We start from the raw sequence: 15,824 nt of genomic DNA, 5'->3' as shown, positions 1-15,824 counted from the left end.
CCGCACCGTTGCGGCCGCCTTGCCCTTTTTTGTTGTCAGTCGGAGTTTGAATGAGCGTTACCACGTCGGGGTTGCAGTCGAAGTCGGGTCAGGGTGCGTCGAAGCGCGCGGTCGAGCTGCTGAGCTCGATGCGCTTCGCGATTGCGCTGCTGGTGGTGCTGTCGATCGCGAGCATCGTCGGCACGGTCCTGACCCAGGACGATCCGTATCCGAACTACGTGAACCAGTTCGGGCCGTTCTGGGCGGACATCTTCCGCTCGCTCGGCCTGTACAACGTGTACAGCGCGTGGTGGTTCATGCTGATCCTGATTTTCCTCGTCGTGTCGATCTCGCTGTGCGTGATCCGCAACGCGCCGAAGATGCTCGCCGATGCGAAGAGCTGGAAGGACAAGGTCCGCGAAGGCAGCCTGCGCGCGTTCCACCACAAGGCCGAGTACACGGCTTCCGGCACGCGCGCGACCGTTGCCGCGACGCTCGCCGCGTTCGTCACCAAGGCCGGCTACAAGCACGTCGTGCGTGAAACCGACGGCGCGACGCTGATCTCGGCGAAGCGCGGTGCGATGACCAAGTGGGGCTACATCTCCGCCCACGTCGCGATCGTCGTGATCTGTATCGGCGGCCTGCTCGACAGCAACCTGCCGATCAAATTCCAGATGTGGATATTCGGCAAGAGCCCGGTCAACACGAGCGCGACGATCAGCGATATCTCGCCCGACCATCGCCTGTCCGCGTCGAACCCGACGTTCCGCGGTTATGCGTGGGTGCCCGAGGGCCAGTTCGTGTCGACCGCGATCCTGAACCAGCCGAGCGGCTCGCTGATCCAGGACCTGCCGTTCTCGATCCAGCTCAACAAGTTCATCGTCGACTACTACACGACGGGCATGCCGAAGCTGTTCGCGAGCGACATCGTCGTGATCGATCGCGAGACCGGCCAGAAGATCCCGGCGCGCGTCGAGGTCAACAAGCCGTTCACGTACAAGGGCGTGTCGATCTACCAGTCGAGCTTCCAGGACGGCGGCTCGCAGATGCAGATGACGGCCTACCCGATGGCGGGCGGCAACGCGAAGACCTTCCCCGTGCAGGGCACGATCGGCAGTTCGGCACCGCTGCAGATGCCGGGCGCCGACGGCGACACGATTGAGTTCTCCGATTTCCGCGCGATCAACGTCGAGAACATGGCCGACGCGAACGGCAAGCCGGACGTGCGCGGCGTCGCGAAGACGGCGTCGCTGAAGGAGGCGTTCGACGAACGGCTCGGCTCCGGCGCGAAGACGTCGAAGCCGATGCAGCTCCACAACATCGGCCCGTCCGTGCAGTACAAGATCCGCGGTAAGGACGGCCAGGCGCGCGAATTCAACAACTACATGCTGCCCGTCGACATGAACGGCGTGCGCGTGTTCCTCGCCGGCGTGCGTGCGAGCCCGAACGATCCGTTCCGCTACATGCGGATTCCGGCCGATAGCCAGGATTCGATCGGCGAATGGATGCACCTGCGCGCCGCGCTCGAGGATCCGGCCGTGCGCGCCGACGCCGCCGCGCGCTTCGCGCAGCGTTCGCTGCCGGGCACCGACGCATCGCTGCGCGGCCGCCTGCAGGACAGCGCATCCAAGGTGCTGACCCTGTTTGCCGCCAGCGACGACAGCGTCGGCCGCGGCGCCGACGGCCAGCCGATCGGCGGCTTCCAGGCCGTGGCGACGTTCATCGACCGCTCGGTGCCGAAGGCCGAGCAGGAGAAGGCCGCGAGCCTGCTGCTGCGGATGCTCGAGGGCTCGATGTGGGAGGTCTGGCAGATCGCGCGCGAGCGGGCCGGCGAGCCGGCCGCCCAGCAGGGCACCGACACGATCCGATTCGTGCAGAACGCGATCAATGCGCTATCCGACAGCTTTCTATATGGATCGCCCGTCTATCTGCAGCTAGACTCATTCAAGCAGGTGCAAGCTTCGGTATTTCAGCTGACGCGCGCACCCGGCAAGAATCTGGTGTATCTTGGCAGCCTGCTGCTGGTCGCAGGCATCTTCTCGATGTTCTACGTGCGCGAACGGCGCCTCTGGTTCTGGCTCAAGGATGCCGGCCCGGGTGTCGAGGTGGTGATGGCGATGTCCACGGCCCGCAAGACCTTCGATTTCGAGAAAGAATTCGTGCAGACGCGCGACGCGGCCGGCGTCGCCTTGCGCGCCGCACCTCGCGACGCCGCGCCCGCCGGTGCGGCATCGACGGCCCGCCCGCCTGCCGGCGGCGGTTCCGATTCCGAGAATTCCACCCGGTAACATCATGGATCTCACGCAAGTCTCCTCTTCCCGTCGGGCGTCGGCCCAGGCCCCGGTTTCGGCGCCGCTGTTCGACGATCGTCCGTTCCTCGCGCGCCTGTCGCTGATCGACTGGCTGTTCGCACTGGCGCTCGTGGCGGGCGCGGGTTATGCGCTCGTGCACTACAACGCGCACATGGATTACTACGACAAGGCGGTGATGATCGGCACCGTGCCGGCGCTCGTCGCGCTCGGCTGGCGCTGGAAGCCGGCCCGGCTGATGATGGCGTCGATCGCCGTGCTGTCGCTGCTGTCGATCCAGATCTACCAGGGCGATCTCGCGCGCGCCGATTCGGCGTTCTTCCTCAAGTACTTCCTGTCGAGCCAGTCGGCGATCCTGTGGATGAGCGCGCTGTTCGTGCTCGCGACGATTTTCTACTGGATCGGCTTGCTCGCGCGCTCGGAAACGGGCGCCGCGATCGGCCAGAAGCTCACGTGGGTCGCTGTGCTGATGGGCTTCACGGGGCTGATGGTGCGCTGGTACGAGTCCTACCTGATCGGCGCCGACGTTGGGCATATCCCCGTATCGAACCTTTACGAGGTGTTCGTCCTGTTCAGCCTGATCACCGCGCTGCTCTATCTGTATTACGAAGGCCACTACGGCACGCGCTCGCTTGGCGCGTTCGTGCTGCTGGTCATCAGCGCGGCGGTCGGCTTCCTGATGTGGTACTCGGTCGCGCGCGATGCGCAGCAGATCCAGCCGCTCGTGCCCGCGCTGCAGAGCTGGTGGATGAAGATCCACGTGCCGGCGAACTTCATCGGCTACGGCAGCTTCGCGCTGTCGGCGATGGTGTCGGTCGCGTACCTGATGAAGGAGCGCGGCGTACTCGCCGATCGCCTGCCGACGCTCGAAGTGCTCGACGACGTGATGTACAAGTCGATTGCGGTCGGTTTCGCGTTCTTCACGATCGCGACGATTCTCGGCGCGCTGTGGGCGGCCGAGGCATGGGGCGGCTACTGGAGCTGGGACCCGAAGGAAACCTGGGCGCTGATCGTGTGGCTCAACTACGCGGCGTGGCTGCACATGCGGCTGATGAAGGGCCTGCGCGGCGCGGTTGCCGCCTGGTGGGCACTCACGGGCCTGCTCGTGACGACGTTCGCGTTCCTCGGCGTCAACATGTTCCTGTCCGGGCTGCACAGCTACGGCAAGCTGTAAGATTTCGGCCGCTCGTCCGACTATGAGACCGCCGGCGCACTGCGTGCCCGGCGGTTTTCTTTTGTAACGGGCGGGCGATTCGGGCGTCGAACGGCGCGTGGTGGGTCGGGTCGAACGCTCATGAAGCGTCCGCGCGGCGCATGCAGGAGGAGCAGCACGATGTGGATCAAGCGCCCTTTGCGGAACGTACTGACCGGCGGTGATATCGCGCACAGCGAGATCACGCCGCGCGCGGTGTTCGAGAACCGGCGGCGTGTCCTGCAGGCGGCCGGCCTCGCGGCGGCGGGCGGGCTGTTCGGCGGCAGCGGCGCGGCATTTGCCGCGTATGCGTCGCCCGACCCGCGGGCGGCGAAGCTCGCGGCGAAAACGAACCCGAAGTTCGTCGCGGCCGACAAGGCGACGCCGTTCAAGGACATCACGTCCTACAACAACTTCTACGAATTCGGCACCGACAAGAGCGACCCGGCGCAGAACGCCGGCACGCTGCGGCCGCGCCCGTGGCGCGTGAGCGTCGAGGGTGAGGTGCTGCACCCGAAGGTGTTCGATCTCGACGAACTGCTGAAGCTCGCACCGCTCGAGGAGCGCGTGTACCGGCTGCGCTGCGTCGAAGGCTGGTCGATGGTGATCCCGTGGATCGGCGTGCCGCTGTCCGAGCTGATCAAGCGTGTGCAGCCGACCGGCAATGCGAAATACGTGCAGTTCGTCACGCTGGCCGATCCGTCGCAGATGCCGGGCCTCTCGACACCCGTGCTCGACTGGCCGTATTCGGAAGGGCTGCGAATGGACGAAGCGATGAATCCGCTGACGCTGCTGACGATGGGTGTCTACGGGCAGGTGCTGCCGAACCAGAACGGTGCGCCGGTGCGAATCGTCGTGCCGTGGAAGTACGGCTTCAAGAGCGCGAAGTCGCTCGTGAAGATCCGCTTCGTCGACAAGCAGCCGAAGACGAGCTGGAACACGTACGCAGCGAACGAATACGGCTTCTATTCGAATGTGAACCCGAACGTCGATCATCCGCGCTGGAGCCAGGCGACCGAGCGGCGCATCGGCGAGGACGGCTTCTTCACGCCGAAGCGCAAGACGCTGATGTTCAACGGCTACGGCGATCTGGTCGCGTCGATGTATCAGGGCATGGACCTGAAAAAGAACTTCTGAGCGCGATGGTGAGAAACGAAATGCCTCCTTCGACGCTGACGCCGGCGCGCGCAGCCGGCGCCGGGTCGACCGCACGCGCGGCCCGGGCCGGTGCTCATCGTACCGGCGCGCCGCGCTGGCTCGTGCCGGCCAAGGTGCTGGTTTTCGCGGCCGGTCTCTATCCGCTTGCGCGTCTCGTGCTGTTCGGGCTAACCGACCGGCTCGGCGCGAACCCGATCGAATTCATCACGCGTTCGACCGGCCTGTGGACGCTCGTGATGCTGTGCATCACGCTTGCCGTCACGCCGCTCCGGCGCATGACGGGCTTCGCGGCGCTGCTGCGCTTTCGCCGGATGATCGGGCTGTTCGCGTTCTTTTACGCGACGCTGCACTTCACGACCTACCTGTGGTTCGACAAGTGGTTCGACGTTGTCGCGATCCTGAAGGACGTCGGCAAGCGCCCGTTCATCACGGTCGGCCTTGCCGCGTTCGTGCTGCTGATCCCGCTTGCTGCAACGTCGCCGCGCGCGATGGTGCGCCGGCTCGGCCGCCACTGGGCGACGCTGCACGGCGCGATCTACGCGATCGTGCTGTTCGGCGTGCTGCACTTCTGGTGGATGAGGGCCGGCAAGCACAATCTCGCGCAGCCGAAGCTCTATGCGGCGATCGTCGCCGCGCTGCTCGGCTGGCGGCTGGTCGCATGGGGATGGCGGCGCGTGCGCGCGTGATGGCCCGGCCTGCAAAAACAAAAGGCGATGACCGGGAAGTCATCGCCTTGTTTCGTGAGCCGCGCGAGCAGCGGCGCGTCGTTACTGCGCGACAGCCGGGCCTGATGCCGGTGCGGGCATTTTCGATGCGTCGCTCGACAGCTCGGGTGACAGCGTGAGCGGCGTGCCGGACGAATCGGGCACACTGTCGGACGACGCGTTTTCATCGGTCGGCTTCACGTCCGACGGCGGCGTGTCCTGCTGCTGGATCGGCTTGGGCAGCGGAGGCACGGTAGGCAGATAGAGCGCGCCGCTTTGACCGCAGCCGGCAAGAATCGCCAAAGCCGCTACAATCGCGCTCATCCGGAAAACGACTCGCATGATCGTCCCTGAACAATTGAACCGATAGAGTTTAGCATGTCCGATACCGAATACCTGACCCGTGCCGAGGCCGTGCTGGCGGCCGTCGAGCGTACCGTCGACGCCGCGAACGACGGCGACCACGACATCGATCTGGAGCGCAACGGCAGCGTCCTGACGCTGACGTTCGAGAACGGCTCGAAGATCATCGTCAACCTGCAGCCGCCGATGAAGGAAGTGTGGATTGCCGCGAAGGCGGGCGGATTCCACTACCGTTTCATCGACGGCGAATGGCGCGATACACGCGCGGGCACCGAGTTCTACGCGGCGCTCACCGAATACGCGACGCAGCAGGCCGGCCTGCCGATCACGTTCAGCGCGTGACGGCCGGGGCGCCGGGCCCCGAACGTCGTACCAAAAGAAAAAGCGCCCCGCAGTTCATTCACGGGGCGCTTTTTTCATGTCCGGGGCCGCGGGTCAGTGGCCGCGGAACAGGTTCATGATGTCCTGCTTTTCCTGATCGTCGACATGCGGCACTGCTTCGTCGACGTTCTGCGCGGCCGGCGCCTGCGGCACACCGACCGTCGACACGAAACCGTGCCCCGGCGTGAAGTCGGTGAAGTACAGCTCGCTGCCGAGCGACTCGACGCCGTCCGGCACCGTCGGCTTGAACTCCGGCACGCCCTTCAGCGCGGCGCCCATATAGTCGATCCAGACCGGCAACGACAGGCCGCCGCCGGTTTCGCGATCGCCGAGGCTGCGCGGATTGTCGTAGCCGATCCATGCGATCGCGGCGAGCGTGTGCTGGTAGCCGGCGAACCACGCGTCGTGCGAATCGTTCGTCGTGCCGGTCTTGCCCGCGAGGTCGGTGCGCTTCAGGATGTTGGTCCGCGCGCCCGTGCCGCGCTGCGCGACGCTCTGCAGCAGGCTGTTCATCACATATGCGTTGCGCGCGTCGATCGCGCGCGGTGCGTTCTGCTCGGCGACGAGCGGCTGTGCGCGCGCGACGATCGCGCCGTTCGGATCGGTGACTTCGGCGATCAGGTACGGATTGACGCGGTAGCCGCCGTTCGCGAAGACCGAGTACGCGCCGGCCATCTGCAGCGGCGTGACCTGGCCCGCGCCGAGCGCCATCGGCAGGTAGGCCGGATGGCGCTCGGCGTCGAAGCCGAAGCGCGTGATGTACTGCTGCGCGTACTTCGTGCCGATGTGGTTCAGGATCCGGATCGACACGAGGTTGCGCGAGCGCTGCAGCGCGGTGCGCATCGACATCGGGCCTTCGAAGCCGCCGCCGTAGTTCTTCGGCTCCCACGGCTGTCCGCCCGTTTCGGCTGCGCTGAAATACAGCGGGCCGTCGTTGATCACGGTTGCCGGCCCGAGGCCCTTGTCGAGCGACGCCGAGTAGATGAACGGCTTGAACGACGAACCCGGCTGCCGCCACGCCTGCGTGACGTGGTTGAACTTGTTCTTGTTGTAGTCGAAGCCGCCGACGAGCGAGCGGATCGCGCCGTCCTGCGGGATGATCGACAGGAACGCGCCTTCGACCTGCGGCAACTGCGTGATCGACCATTTGCCGGTGTCGTTCTTCACGACGCGGACGATCGCACCGGGACGGATGCGGCGGTTCGGCTGCGCGTTGGTCGATAGCGCGCCCGACGCGAAGCGCAGGTTGTCGCCTTCGATCGTCGCAGTGCTGCCGTCGATGAACGCAACCGTGATCTGGCGCGGGCTCGCGGCCGTGACGACCGCGGCAATCAGCTCGCCGTTGTCGGGGTGCTCGAGCAGCGCGTCGTCGATCGCCTGTTCGCGGTCGTCCGCACCGGCCGGCAGCTCGATGAAGCCTTCCGGCCCGCGATAGCCGTGCCGGCGCTCGTAATCCATGATGCCCTTGCGCAGCGCGGTATACGCGACCTGCTGGTCAGCGGAGTCGATCGTCGTGACGACGTTGAAGCCGCGCGTGTAGGTTTCCTCGCGGTACTGCGCGTACATCATCTGTCTGACCATTTCCGCGACGTACTCGGCGTGCACGCTGAAATCGCGGCCCGGGCCCTTGACGACGAGCGGCTGCGCGACGGCCTCGTCGTACTGCTCGCGCGTGATGAAGTTCAGCTCGAGCATCCGCTGCAGGATGTATTCCTGGCGCACCTTCGCGCGTTTCGGATTCACGACCGGGTTATACGCGGACGGCGCCTTCGGCAGCCCCGCGAGCATCGCCGCCTCCGCGAGCGTGATGTCCTTCAGGTCCTTGCCGAAATAGACCCGCGCGGCGCTCGCGAAGCCGTACGCACGCTGGCCGAGATAGATCTGATTCATGTAGACCTCGAGAATCTGATCCTTCGTCAGCGCGCGCTCGATCCGGTACGCAAGCAGCATCTCGTAGATCTTGCGCGTATAGGTCTTCTCGCTCGACAGGAAGAAGTTGCGCGCGACCTGCATCGTGATGGTGCTCGCGCCCTGCGACGCATGGCCGTTCGTCAGCGCGACGAAGCCGGCGCGGATGATGCCGGTGAGGTCGACGCCGCCGTGATCGTAGAAGCGCGCGTCCTCGATTGCGAGGATCGCCTTCTTCAGCGAGTCGGGCACGTCCTTGAAATGGACGACGTCGCGGCGCTCCTCGCCGAATTCGCCGATCAGCACGTGATCGGACGTATAGATGCGCAACGGCACCTTCGGGCGATAGTCGGTCAGCGCGTCGAGCGACGGCATGTTCGGCCACGCGACGACGAGCGCATAGCCGAGCACGAGGCCGCCGGCCACGACGAGGGCCACGCACATCGCGGCGAAGCCGAGCAGGACTTTTTGCCACCAGGGCCGCTTTTTCGGCTCCGGGGCGGGAGGCGGGGACGTAGGAGTCGTGGATTGCATAGGCATACCGGAAAACAGTCTCGCGATTATAGCTGCCCGGTAAGACCGGTCCTGACGCGGGGGGCCGCCCGCCGGAAAGCCGTGGGTTGCCGTGTCTTCAGCATAGCCCGCGCACGGCTGTTCCGAGCCGATGCTGGCCGTTCGGCCGACTGTCGGCCGAACGCGCCGCTTTGCAGAATCTAGTCTCGGAAACGCGGCGTGGGCCGCGACGATCGCGGGAGGCAGGGATGGCGGGACGATGGATGGCGCGGTTCGCGCAGGGCAGGCACGGGGCGACGGGCATCGACGTCGGTGCGAACGAGGTGAGGGTGGTCGTGCTGAGCCGGCGCGGCCGTGCCGCGGATGTGCGCATCGAGGGGCTCGAGCGGGAGCCGGTCGGGTTGGCGGGCGGGCCGGAAGACGCGCGCTGGGCGGCGGTCGCGCGCTCGCTGGCGGCGGCCGTGTCGCGGCTGGCGGCGGCGGGTGTGCGGTGCGACGCGTGTGGCGTGATGGCGCTGTGCGACGACGAGATACGCACCGCGACGCTCGACCTGGCCGGGCGTGACGACGTCGAGGACGCCGCGCGGCAGGCGGCCGAGCGCATTTCGGGGCTGGCGCCGGACAGCCTCGCGTTCGACTGGCGGCAGGACGGCGGCGCGCAGTCTGGCGAGATCGAGGTTGCCGTGGCCCCGCTGGCGCTGCTCGAACGGCGGATCGACGTGGCCGCCCAGGCCGGTGTCGACCTGACGGCCGTCGACGGCGAGTCGGCGGCCGCGCTGCGCGCGTTGCGTTATGCGGCGCAGTTCGAGCTCGACGCGCACGGTCCCTATGCCGCGCTCTGGTTCAGCGACTCGGGCGTGCGAGCGTGGCGGGTCGACGGTGCGCTGGCCGCGCAGGTGCTCGCGCTGTCAGGCGCCGTGCCGGAGGCGTTCTCCGACGCATTGCGCCAGCGCGTGCTCGGGGCCGTGCGTTGCGTACTCGTGGCCGGGGACGAGCGGTGCATCACCCGCTTCGGGACGTCCGTCGCCGATATCGGCGACGTGCTCGGCGCGGTTGCGGTGCCGTTCGACTGCACTGGCTGGGATGGGCAGCCGTGCCCACCCGCCGGCATGCCGGGCGGCCCGGCATTCGCCGTCTCGTTCGGGCTGGCGTTGCGCGGGGTGTGGGAATGAGGGTCGGTCGTATGCCGGCAAGCGGGTCAGGGCCGGCTGCGGTCGATCGTGCGGGGCTCGGCGGCTTCAACCTGCTGCCGTACCGCGAGCGGCTGGCGCAGGCGTTGCGACGTCGCCGGGCCGCGCAGTGCGGGACGGCAATCCTGCTCGGCGTGCTCGGCGCCGTTCTGTGGACGGGCGCTGCCGCATGGTTGCGGTGGCGCGTGGACGCCGAGCGCGCAAGCGTGGAGACGCGGCTGCGGCAGTTTCAGCCACAGGTGCAAGCCGCGACGCGCGCCGCCAGCGCAGCCGCAGCCGCCGCTCAGAGCGGCGCGCAGGCTGCCGCGCTTGCGGCGCCTTACCGGCGCGTCGCAGCGCTGCTGGCGACACTGGCGCGAGTGCGAGACGACGCGGTTCGGCTCGACACGCTGCGCACGACGCCGACGGGTGCCGAGCTCGATGCGCGCGCCACGAGTTACCGGGCGGCCGAGCGATGGCTTGCCGGAATGGCACGCGAGCAGCGCGACTGGCGGATCGATATCGACGCGTTGAAGCCTGCTTCGGATACACCGGTCGCCTCGGCGGGGATGTCGTTCCGGTTCTCGGTCCAACTGCGCTGGCACGACGCGATGTCGTCGCGGAAAGCGTCGGGAGGTGGCGTATGACGGTGATCGTGCATCGGCCTGCGCCGCCCGGCGAAACATGGCTGCGCGGCATGCGGCGCGTGTCGCCCGCAGCTGCACATGCTGGCGGCTGCGTGCTGGCGTTCGCGGCGGTGCTGGCGGGCGGCATTCATCTGGCGAATGTCGCCGACTGGAGCGGGCTCGCGCACAGTCGCGCGTTGCTGGCAGCGGCGCAGGGGCGTGAGGCCGGCGCACAGCGCGTGCTTGCGGCCGCTGGGCAGCGACGCGACGAACGTCCGGCACCAGCGCGCGACGACCGCTTGTCGCCTGCGCCGGAATGGGCCGCGCTGATGCTGGAACTGGCCGATCTCGCAGCGTCGAGCGGGCTGCGTCACGTATCGATCGAACCGCGGCAAGCCGGCGGTGAGGCGCCGGACGGCCGGCGCACGGTGCGTATTGTCGCGGATGGCGGCTTTCGCGCGTTGTTGCACATGGTCGGCGGGCTGGCGGGCTTCCCGGTGCTGGCAGTGCCGTCGGCGCTGCGTGTCGAGCGAGGATTACAGGCGGCGCGCGTGGAAATGGCCGTCGACGTTTTTCCGGCGCTGCCGGCTGCAATGGTCGCTGGCGGCACGGTGCCGGTTCCGGCCGCGGCGCTCGACGACGACCCGTTCGACACGGCTGGCTTGCCCGCGGCGGATGGTCAGGCGGCCCGCCTGGCCGGCACGATTCGCGATTCGCGTGCCGGTCTTGCGCTGTTCGACGGCGGCGACGGCACGTTCACCGCCGTGGCGCCCGGCGAAGCGTTCGGGGTTGCGCGCGTGGTGCGTGTCGAGCCCGCGGCCGTGACGCTTGCGACGGTGGACGGGGCGCACCGGCTCGTCCTCGACGACGGAGGCCGGCCATGATGAAGTACGGATGTCGGGCGCTCGCCGTCGTCTGGGTCGGATTGATGGCGGCCGGGGCGAGCGCGTCATTGCCACCGCTGCCGGCTGTCTGGCCAGCAGCGGCGATGGATGCGCAGGTGCCGGGCCTGCCACTGCCCGGAGGCTTGGTCGATGGCGTGGGTGAAGCGGTGTCGGCGGAGGTCGGCCCGCAACGGATCGATCAGGCGGCTCACGCGGTGCTTCAGGCGGAAACAGCCACACCGGCTCCCCGGTTGGAGGGGCCGCCGATCCCGTTGGCGCCGCCGGCCCGGATCAGCGACGACGCGTCACGGCAACCGGGCGATGCGGACGATGCGCGGCGGATCTCGCTGAATCTGCAGGGCGTCGGTCTCGCGGCCGCGTTCGACGCGTTCGCGCGGTTCACGGGGCTCAATATCGTTGTCGGCGAGCAGGTGCGCGGCACCGTCACGTTACGTCTGAACAATGTCCGCTGGCGTGATGCATTCGACACGCTGCTCGATACGCACGGGCTCGCGATGTCGCGGCGCGGCAACGTGATATGGGTCACGCCGGCGGCAGAGTTGGCCGCGCGCGAACGCGAGCGCTTCGAAATGCACGCGCGTGCTGCCGATCTGGAGCCGCTCGCAAGCCGTACGTTCGCGCTGCACTACCCGCGCGCGCAGGACGTGCAGCGGCTGCTGGCAGGCGCGACCGGCCAGCACCTGCTGTCGAAGCGCGGCGCCGCGGCGGCCGATCCGCGCACGAACCTGCTGTTCGTCACCGATCTCGAACCGCGTATCGCACAGATCGCGGGCCTGATCGACGCGATCGACCGTCCGTCGCGGCAGGTCCGGATCGAGGCGCGCATCGTCGAGGGCGAACAGGGCTTCTCGCGCAATCTCGGCGCTCGCGTCGCGCTGCGTGCGCAGGGGCGCCCGCCGTCGGGCGACGGCACCACGTTCACGACGGACGTGCGCAACGCGCTCGACCTTGCCGCGCGGCCGCTCGGCGGCTTCGAGGCGGCAACTGCCGGCTTCACGCTGTTCGCCGCGCCGCTCAGCCGGGTACTCGACGTCGAACTGAGCGCGCTCGAGGCGCAAGGGCGGGGCCAGATCGTTTCGCGTCCGCGCGTGGTGACCGCCGATCGCGTCAAGGCCATCGTCGAGCAGGGTTCGGAGCTGCCGTATCAGGCGAAGGTCGGCAACGGCGTGAGCGGCGTGCAGTTTCGCCGCGCGACGCTCAAGCTCGAGGTCGAGCCGCAGATCACGCCCGACGGGCGCGTGGTGCTCGACCTGGACGTGACGAAGGACAGCGTTGGCGAGCCGACGGCGGCCGGCCCGGCGATCCATACGAAGCACGTGAAGACGCGCGTCGAGGTCGAGGACGGCGGGACGGTCGCGATCGGCGGGATCTACGAGCAACTGCGCCGGAACGATGTGACGCGCGTGCCGCTCTTGGGCAAAATACCGATTCTGGGCGCGCTTTTCCGGCACCGCGCGCAGCGCGACCAGCGCAGTGAACTGGTCGTTTTCATCACGCCGACCGTCGTCGATGCGCGCTGCGACGCGCGCGGCGCGGCGGGCGCGAATCCCGAGAAAACGGGGCCGGAAGCCGCCGGCGCAGGCTCGACAAGGCAGCCGCTTTGCCAGTAAGCTGCGCCACACACCAGCAAGATTGAAGCAGAGGAAGCCGTTGCAAGCGCGGGACCCACATGCAAACGTATTTTTCGTCGGCCTTATGGGAGCGGGTAAGACCACCGTGGGCCGTGCGGTCGCGCGTCGTCTCGACAGGACGTTCTTCGACTCCGACCACGAAATCGAGGCCCGCACGGGCGCGCGCATTCCGGTGATCTTCGAGCTGGAGGGCGAGGCCGGGTTTCGCGATCGCGAAACGCAGGTGATCGCCGATCTCACGCAGCGCGAGAACATCGTGCTTGCGACGGGCGGTGGCGCGGTGCTGCGCCCGGAAAATCGCGATTGCCTGAAAAGCAATGGCATCGTCGTCTATCTGCGTGCCAATCCGCACGATCTGTGGCTGCGCACGCGCAAGGACAAGAACCGCCCGCTGCTGCAGACCGAAGATCCGAAGGGGCGTCTCGAAGCGCTGTACGAAGTGCGCGACCCGCTGTACCGCGAATGCGCGGATTTCGTCATCGAGACCGGCCGTCCGTCGGTCAACGGCCTCGTCAACATGGTGCTGATGCAACTCGAACTGGCGGGCGTCATCGCCAAGCCGCTACAAGCATGATTACTGTCAACGTCGATCTGGGCGACCGCGCCTATCCGATTCATATTGGCGCCGGCCTGATCGGCCGCGCCGAGCTGTTCGCGCCTCACATCAAGGGTTCGTCCGTCACGATCGTCACGAACACGACGGTCGATCCGCTTTACGGCGACGCGCTGCGCGCGGCGCTCGCACCGCTTGGCAAGCAGGTGTCGACGGTCGTGTTGCCGGACGGCGAGGCGTACAAGAACTGGGAAACGCTGAACCTGATCTTCGACGGCCTGCTGACCGGGCGCGCGGATCGCAAGACGACGCTCGTCGCGCTCGGCGGCGGCGTGGTGGGCGACATGACGGGCTTCGCCGCCGCATGCTACATGCGCGGCGTGCCGTTCATCCAGGTGCCGACGACGCTGCTGTCGCAGGTCGATTCGTCGGTCGGCGGCAAGACGGGCATCAACCACCCGCTCGGCAAGAACATGATCGGCGCGTTCTACCAGCCGCAGGCCGTGATCGCGGACATCGGCGCGCTGACGACGCTGCCCGAGCGCGAACTGGCGGCCGGCGTCGCCGAGATCATCAAGACCGGCGCGATCGCCGATGCGGAATTCTTCGACTGGATCGAGGCGAACGTCGACGCGCTGAACCGTCGCGAGCCGGCTGCGCTCGCGCACGCCGTGAAGCGCTCGTGCGAGATCAAGGCGAGCGTGGTCGCGGCCGACGAGCGCGAAGGCGGCCTGCGCGCGATCCTGAACTTCGGTCACACGTTCGGCCATGCGATCGAGGCCGGGCTCGGCTACGGCGAGTGGCTGCACGGCGAGGCGGTCGGCTGCGGGATGGTGATGGCGGGCGACCTGTCGGTGCGGCTCGGCCTGCTCGACGAAGCGTCGCGGCAGCGGCTCGACGCGGTGATCGCGGCCGCGCACCTGCCGACCCGCGGGCCCGCGCTCGGCGATGCGCGCTACATGGATTTGATGCGCGTGGACAAGAAGGCTGAAGCTGGCGCGATCAAGTTCATCCTGTTGAAGCGATTCGGCGATACGCTGATCACGCAGGCGCCGGACGAAGCCGTATTCGCTACACTGGCGCAGACGACCCGCTAATGGCGGCCCGGATGCCCCGGCGCCCCTGACATGGAGGAGACGTGAGCGAGACATCCAGCAGCACACTGCCCGAAGCCGGCCGCGCATCCGTTGCGCCGGTGGCCGAGCCGCCGACGCTGGCGGCGCTGGAAGCCCATCTCGCTCCGTATGCCGCACACGCGTCGCAGTCGCGCGGCCGCCGCCATCCGGAAACGCCGCCGGCGGCGCGCACCGAATTCCAGCGCGACCGCGATCGCATCGTCCATTCGACCGCGTTTCGCCGGCTCGAATACAAGACGCAGGTCTTCGTCAATCACGAAGGCGACCTGTTCCGCACACGCCTCACGCACAGCCTCGAAGTCGCGCAGATCGCGCGTTCGGTCGCGCGCAACCTGCGCCTGAACGAGGATCTCGTCGAGGCGATCTCGCTTGCTCACGATCTCGGCCATACGCCGTTCGGCCATGCCGGGCAGGACGCGCTGAATGCATGCATGCGCGAGCACGGCGGCTTCGAGCACAACCTGCAGAGCCTTGCCGTCGTCGACGAGCTCGAGGAGCACTACGGCGCGTTCAACGGGCTGAACCTGTGCTTCGAGACGCGCGAGGGCATTCTGAAGCACTGCTCGCGCGAGAATGCGCGCAAGCTCGGCGCGCTCGGCGAGCGCTTCCTGCAGGGCCGCCAGCCGTCGCTCGAAGCGCAGCTCGCGAACATCGCGGACGAAATTGCCTACAACAACCACGATGTCGACGATGGCCTGCGTTCCGGCCTGATCACGATCGAGCAACTCGCGGAAGTCGAGCTGTGGCAGCGCCACTATGAAGCGGCGCTCGCCGAATTCCCGCACCTCGAAGGCCGCCGTCTCGTGCACGAGACGGTGCGCCGCATCATCAACACGCTGATCGTCGACCTGATCGACGAGACGACGCGCAATCTCGCGCGCGTCGCGCCCGCGTCGCTCGACGACGTGCGCGCCGCGCCGCCGCTCGTGTCGCACAGCGCGACGGTCGCCGAGCAGGCGGCCACCCTCAAGCGTTTCCTCTTCAAGAACCTGTATCGCCACTACAAGGTGATGCGCATGGCGAGCAAGGCGCAGCGCGTCGTCACGGGGCTGTTCGACGCGTTCATCGACGATCCGCGCCTGCTGCCGCCGCCGTACCAGTCGGACGACACGGCGCAGCAGCCGCGTCTCGTCGCGCACTACATCGCCGGAATGACCGACCGCTTCGCGCTGAAGGAATATCAGCGCCTGTTCGTCATCAACGACAACTGACTGTCACAAACGATCACTAGACTTCGCCGGTTCAATGGCGACGGGAATGTTGCATACGCTGTTGGTAACGTTTTCATAGGAGAGAG

At 67.5% G+C, this 15,824-nt stretch carries 14 protein-coding genes; 12 read left to right on the top strand and 2 right to left on the bottom strand.

Annotated elements, in window-relative coordinates:
* Positions 1-50: 50 nt before the first annotated feature.
* The 4 genes from OEJ37_RS18510 (at position 51) to msrQ (ending at position 5,324) form a co-directional block, all read left to right on the top strand.
* Positions 51-2,267 (top strand): cytochrome c biogenesis protein ResB, encoded by a 2,217-nt coding sequence (locus OEJ37_RS18510; RefSeq protein ID WP_263345065.1) that lies wholly within the window; start codon positions 51-53, stop codon positions 2,265-2,267.
* Between the two features lie 4 nt (positions 2,268-2,271).
* On the top strand, positions 2,272-3,462 hold the full coding sequence (ccsB, locus tag OEJ37_RS18505; RefSeq protein ID WP_072443831.1) for a c-type cytochrome biogenesis protein CcsB: 1,191 nt from the start codon (positions 2,272-2,274) through the stop codon (positions 3,460-3,462).
* A 159-nt stretch (positions 3,463-3,621) separates the two neighbouring features.
* Positions 3,622-4,617: a protein-methionine-sulfoxide reductase catalytic subunit MsrP gene (gene msrP, locus OEJ37_RS18500; RefSeq protein ID WP_263345064.1), complete on the top strand. Its 996-nt coding sequence runs from the start codon at positions 3,622-3,624 to the stop codon at positions 4,615-4,617.
* Between the two features lie 20 nt (positions 4,618-4,637).
* Entirely contained in the window at positions 4,638-5,324 is a 687-nt protein-coding gene (gene msrQ / locus OEJ37_RS18495) for a protein-methionine-sulfoxide reductase heme-binding subunit MsrQ (RefSeq protein WP_263345063.1), read from the top strand.
* A gap of 81 nt (positions 5,325-5,405) precedes the next feature.
* Here the strand turns inward: msrQ and lptM are convergent, their stop codons facing one another.
* Positions 5,406-5,684, bottom strand: coding sequence for an LPS translocon maturation chaperone LptM (lptM, locus tag OEJ37_RS18490; protein WP_047899593.1), 279 nt, complete (start codon positions 5,682-5,684; stop codon positions 5,406-5,408).
* 36 nt (positions 5,685-5,720) lie between these two features.
* Here lptM and cyaY point away from each other — a divergent pair, with 36 nt between their 5' ends.
* The gene (cyaY, locus tag OEJ37_RS18485; protein WP_175920901.1) at positions 5,721-6,047 is read left to right on the top strand and encodes an iron donor protein CyaY; all 327 of its coding nucleotides are present in this window, start codon (positions 5,721-5,723) and stop codon (positions 6,045-6,047) included.
* 93 nt (positions 6,048-6,140) lie between these two features.
* Here the strand turns inward: cyaY and OEJ37_RS18480 are convergent, their stop codons facing one another.
* Positions 6,141-8,534: a penicillin-binding protein 1A gene (locus OEJ37_RS18480; protein ID WP_175920903.1), complete on the bottom strand. Its 2,394-nt coding sequence runs from the start codon at positions 8,532-8,534 to the stop codon at positions 6,141-6,143.
* 221 nt (positions 8,535-8,755) lie between these two features.
* Here OEJ37_RS18480 and OEJ37_RS18475 point away from each other — a divergent pair, with 221 nt between their 5' ends.
* Genes OEJ37_RS18475 through OEJ37_RS18445 form a run of 7 tightly spaced genes read left to right on the top strand, consistent with a single transcriptional unit; the run spans position 8,756 to position 15,738 of the window.
* Entirely contained in the window at positions 8,756-9,679 is a 924-nt protein-coding gene (locus OEJ37_RS18475) for a competence protein ComA (protein WP_174417416.1), read from the top strand.
* The gene (locus tag OEJ37_RS18470) at positions 9,676-10,323 is read left to right on the top strand and encodes a fimbrial protein (RefSeq protein WP_263345062.1); all 648 of its coding nucleotides are present in this window, start codon (positions 9,676-9,678) and stop codon (positions 10,321-10,323) included. The genes OEJ37_RS18475 and OEJ37_RS18470 overlap by 4 nt, the downstream gene beginning before the upstream one ends.
* Positions 10,320-11,186 carry a pilus assembly protein gene (locus tag OEJ37_RS18465; RefSeq protein WP_263345061.1) on the top strand — a complete coding sequence of 289 codons (867 nt, stop codon included), beginning with the start codon at positions 10,320-10,322 and terminating at the stop codon, positions 11,184-11,186. Before OEJ37_RS18470 ends, OEJ37_RS18465 begins: the two co-directional genes overlap by 4 nt.
* Positions 11,183-12,817, top strand: coding sequence for a type IV pilus secretin PilQ (locus OEJ37_RS18460; RefSeq protein ID WP_263345060.1), 1,635 nt, complete (start codon positions 11,183-11,185; stop codon positions 12,815-12,817). Before OEJ37_RS18465 ends, OEJ37_RS18460 begins: the two co-directional genes overlap by 4 nt.
* Before the next feature lie 40 nt (positions 12,818-12,857).
* Positions 12,858-13,412, top strand: coding sequence for a shikimate kinase AroK (gene aroK, locus OEJ37_RS18455; protein ID WP_027788566.1), 555 nt, complete (start codon positions 12,858-12,860; stop codon positions 13,410-13,412).
* Positions 13,409-14,488 carry a 3-dehydroquinate synthase gene (aroB, locus tag OEJ37_RS18450; RefSeq protein ID WP_174417414.1) on the top strand — a complete coding sequence of 360 codons (1,080 nt, stop codon included), beginning with the start codon at positions 13,409-13,411 and terminating at the stop codon, positions 14,486-14,488. The genes aroK and aroB overlap by 4 nt, the downstream gene beginning before the upstream one ends.
* A 41-nt stretch (positions 14,489-14,529) precedes the next feature.
* A complete protein-coding gene (locus OEJ37_RS18445; protein ID WP_174417413.1) occupies positions 14,530-15,738 on the top strand; it encodes a deoxyguanosinetriphosphate triphosphohydrolase in 1,209 nt (402 codons plus the stop codon).
* The last annotated feature ends 86 nt before the right edge of the window (positions 15,739-15,824 follow it).

The sequence above is a fragment of the Burkholderia sp. BKH01 genome, from assembly GCF_025685725.1.
GTDB lineage: Bacteria > Pseudomonadota > Gammaproteobacteria > Burkholderiales > Burkholderiaceae > Burkholderia > Burkholderia pyrrocinia_C.
Note: the sequence above shows the minus strand (reverse complement) of the source record. Positions and strands in the feature narration are given on the sequence as shown.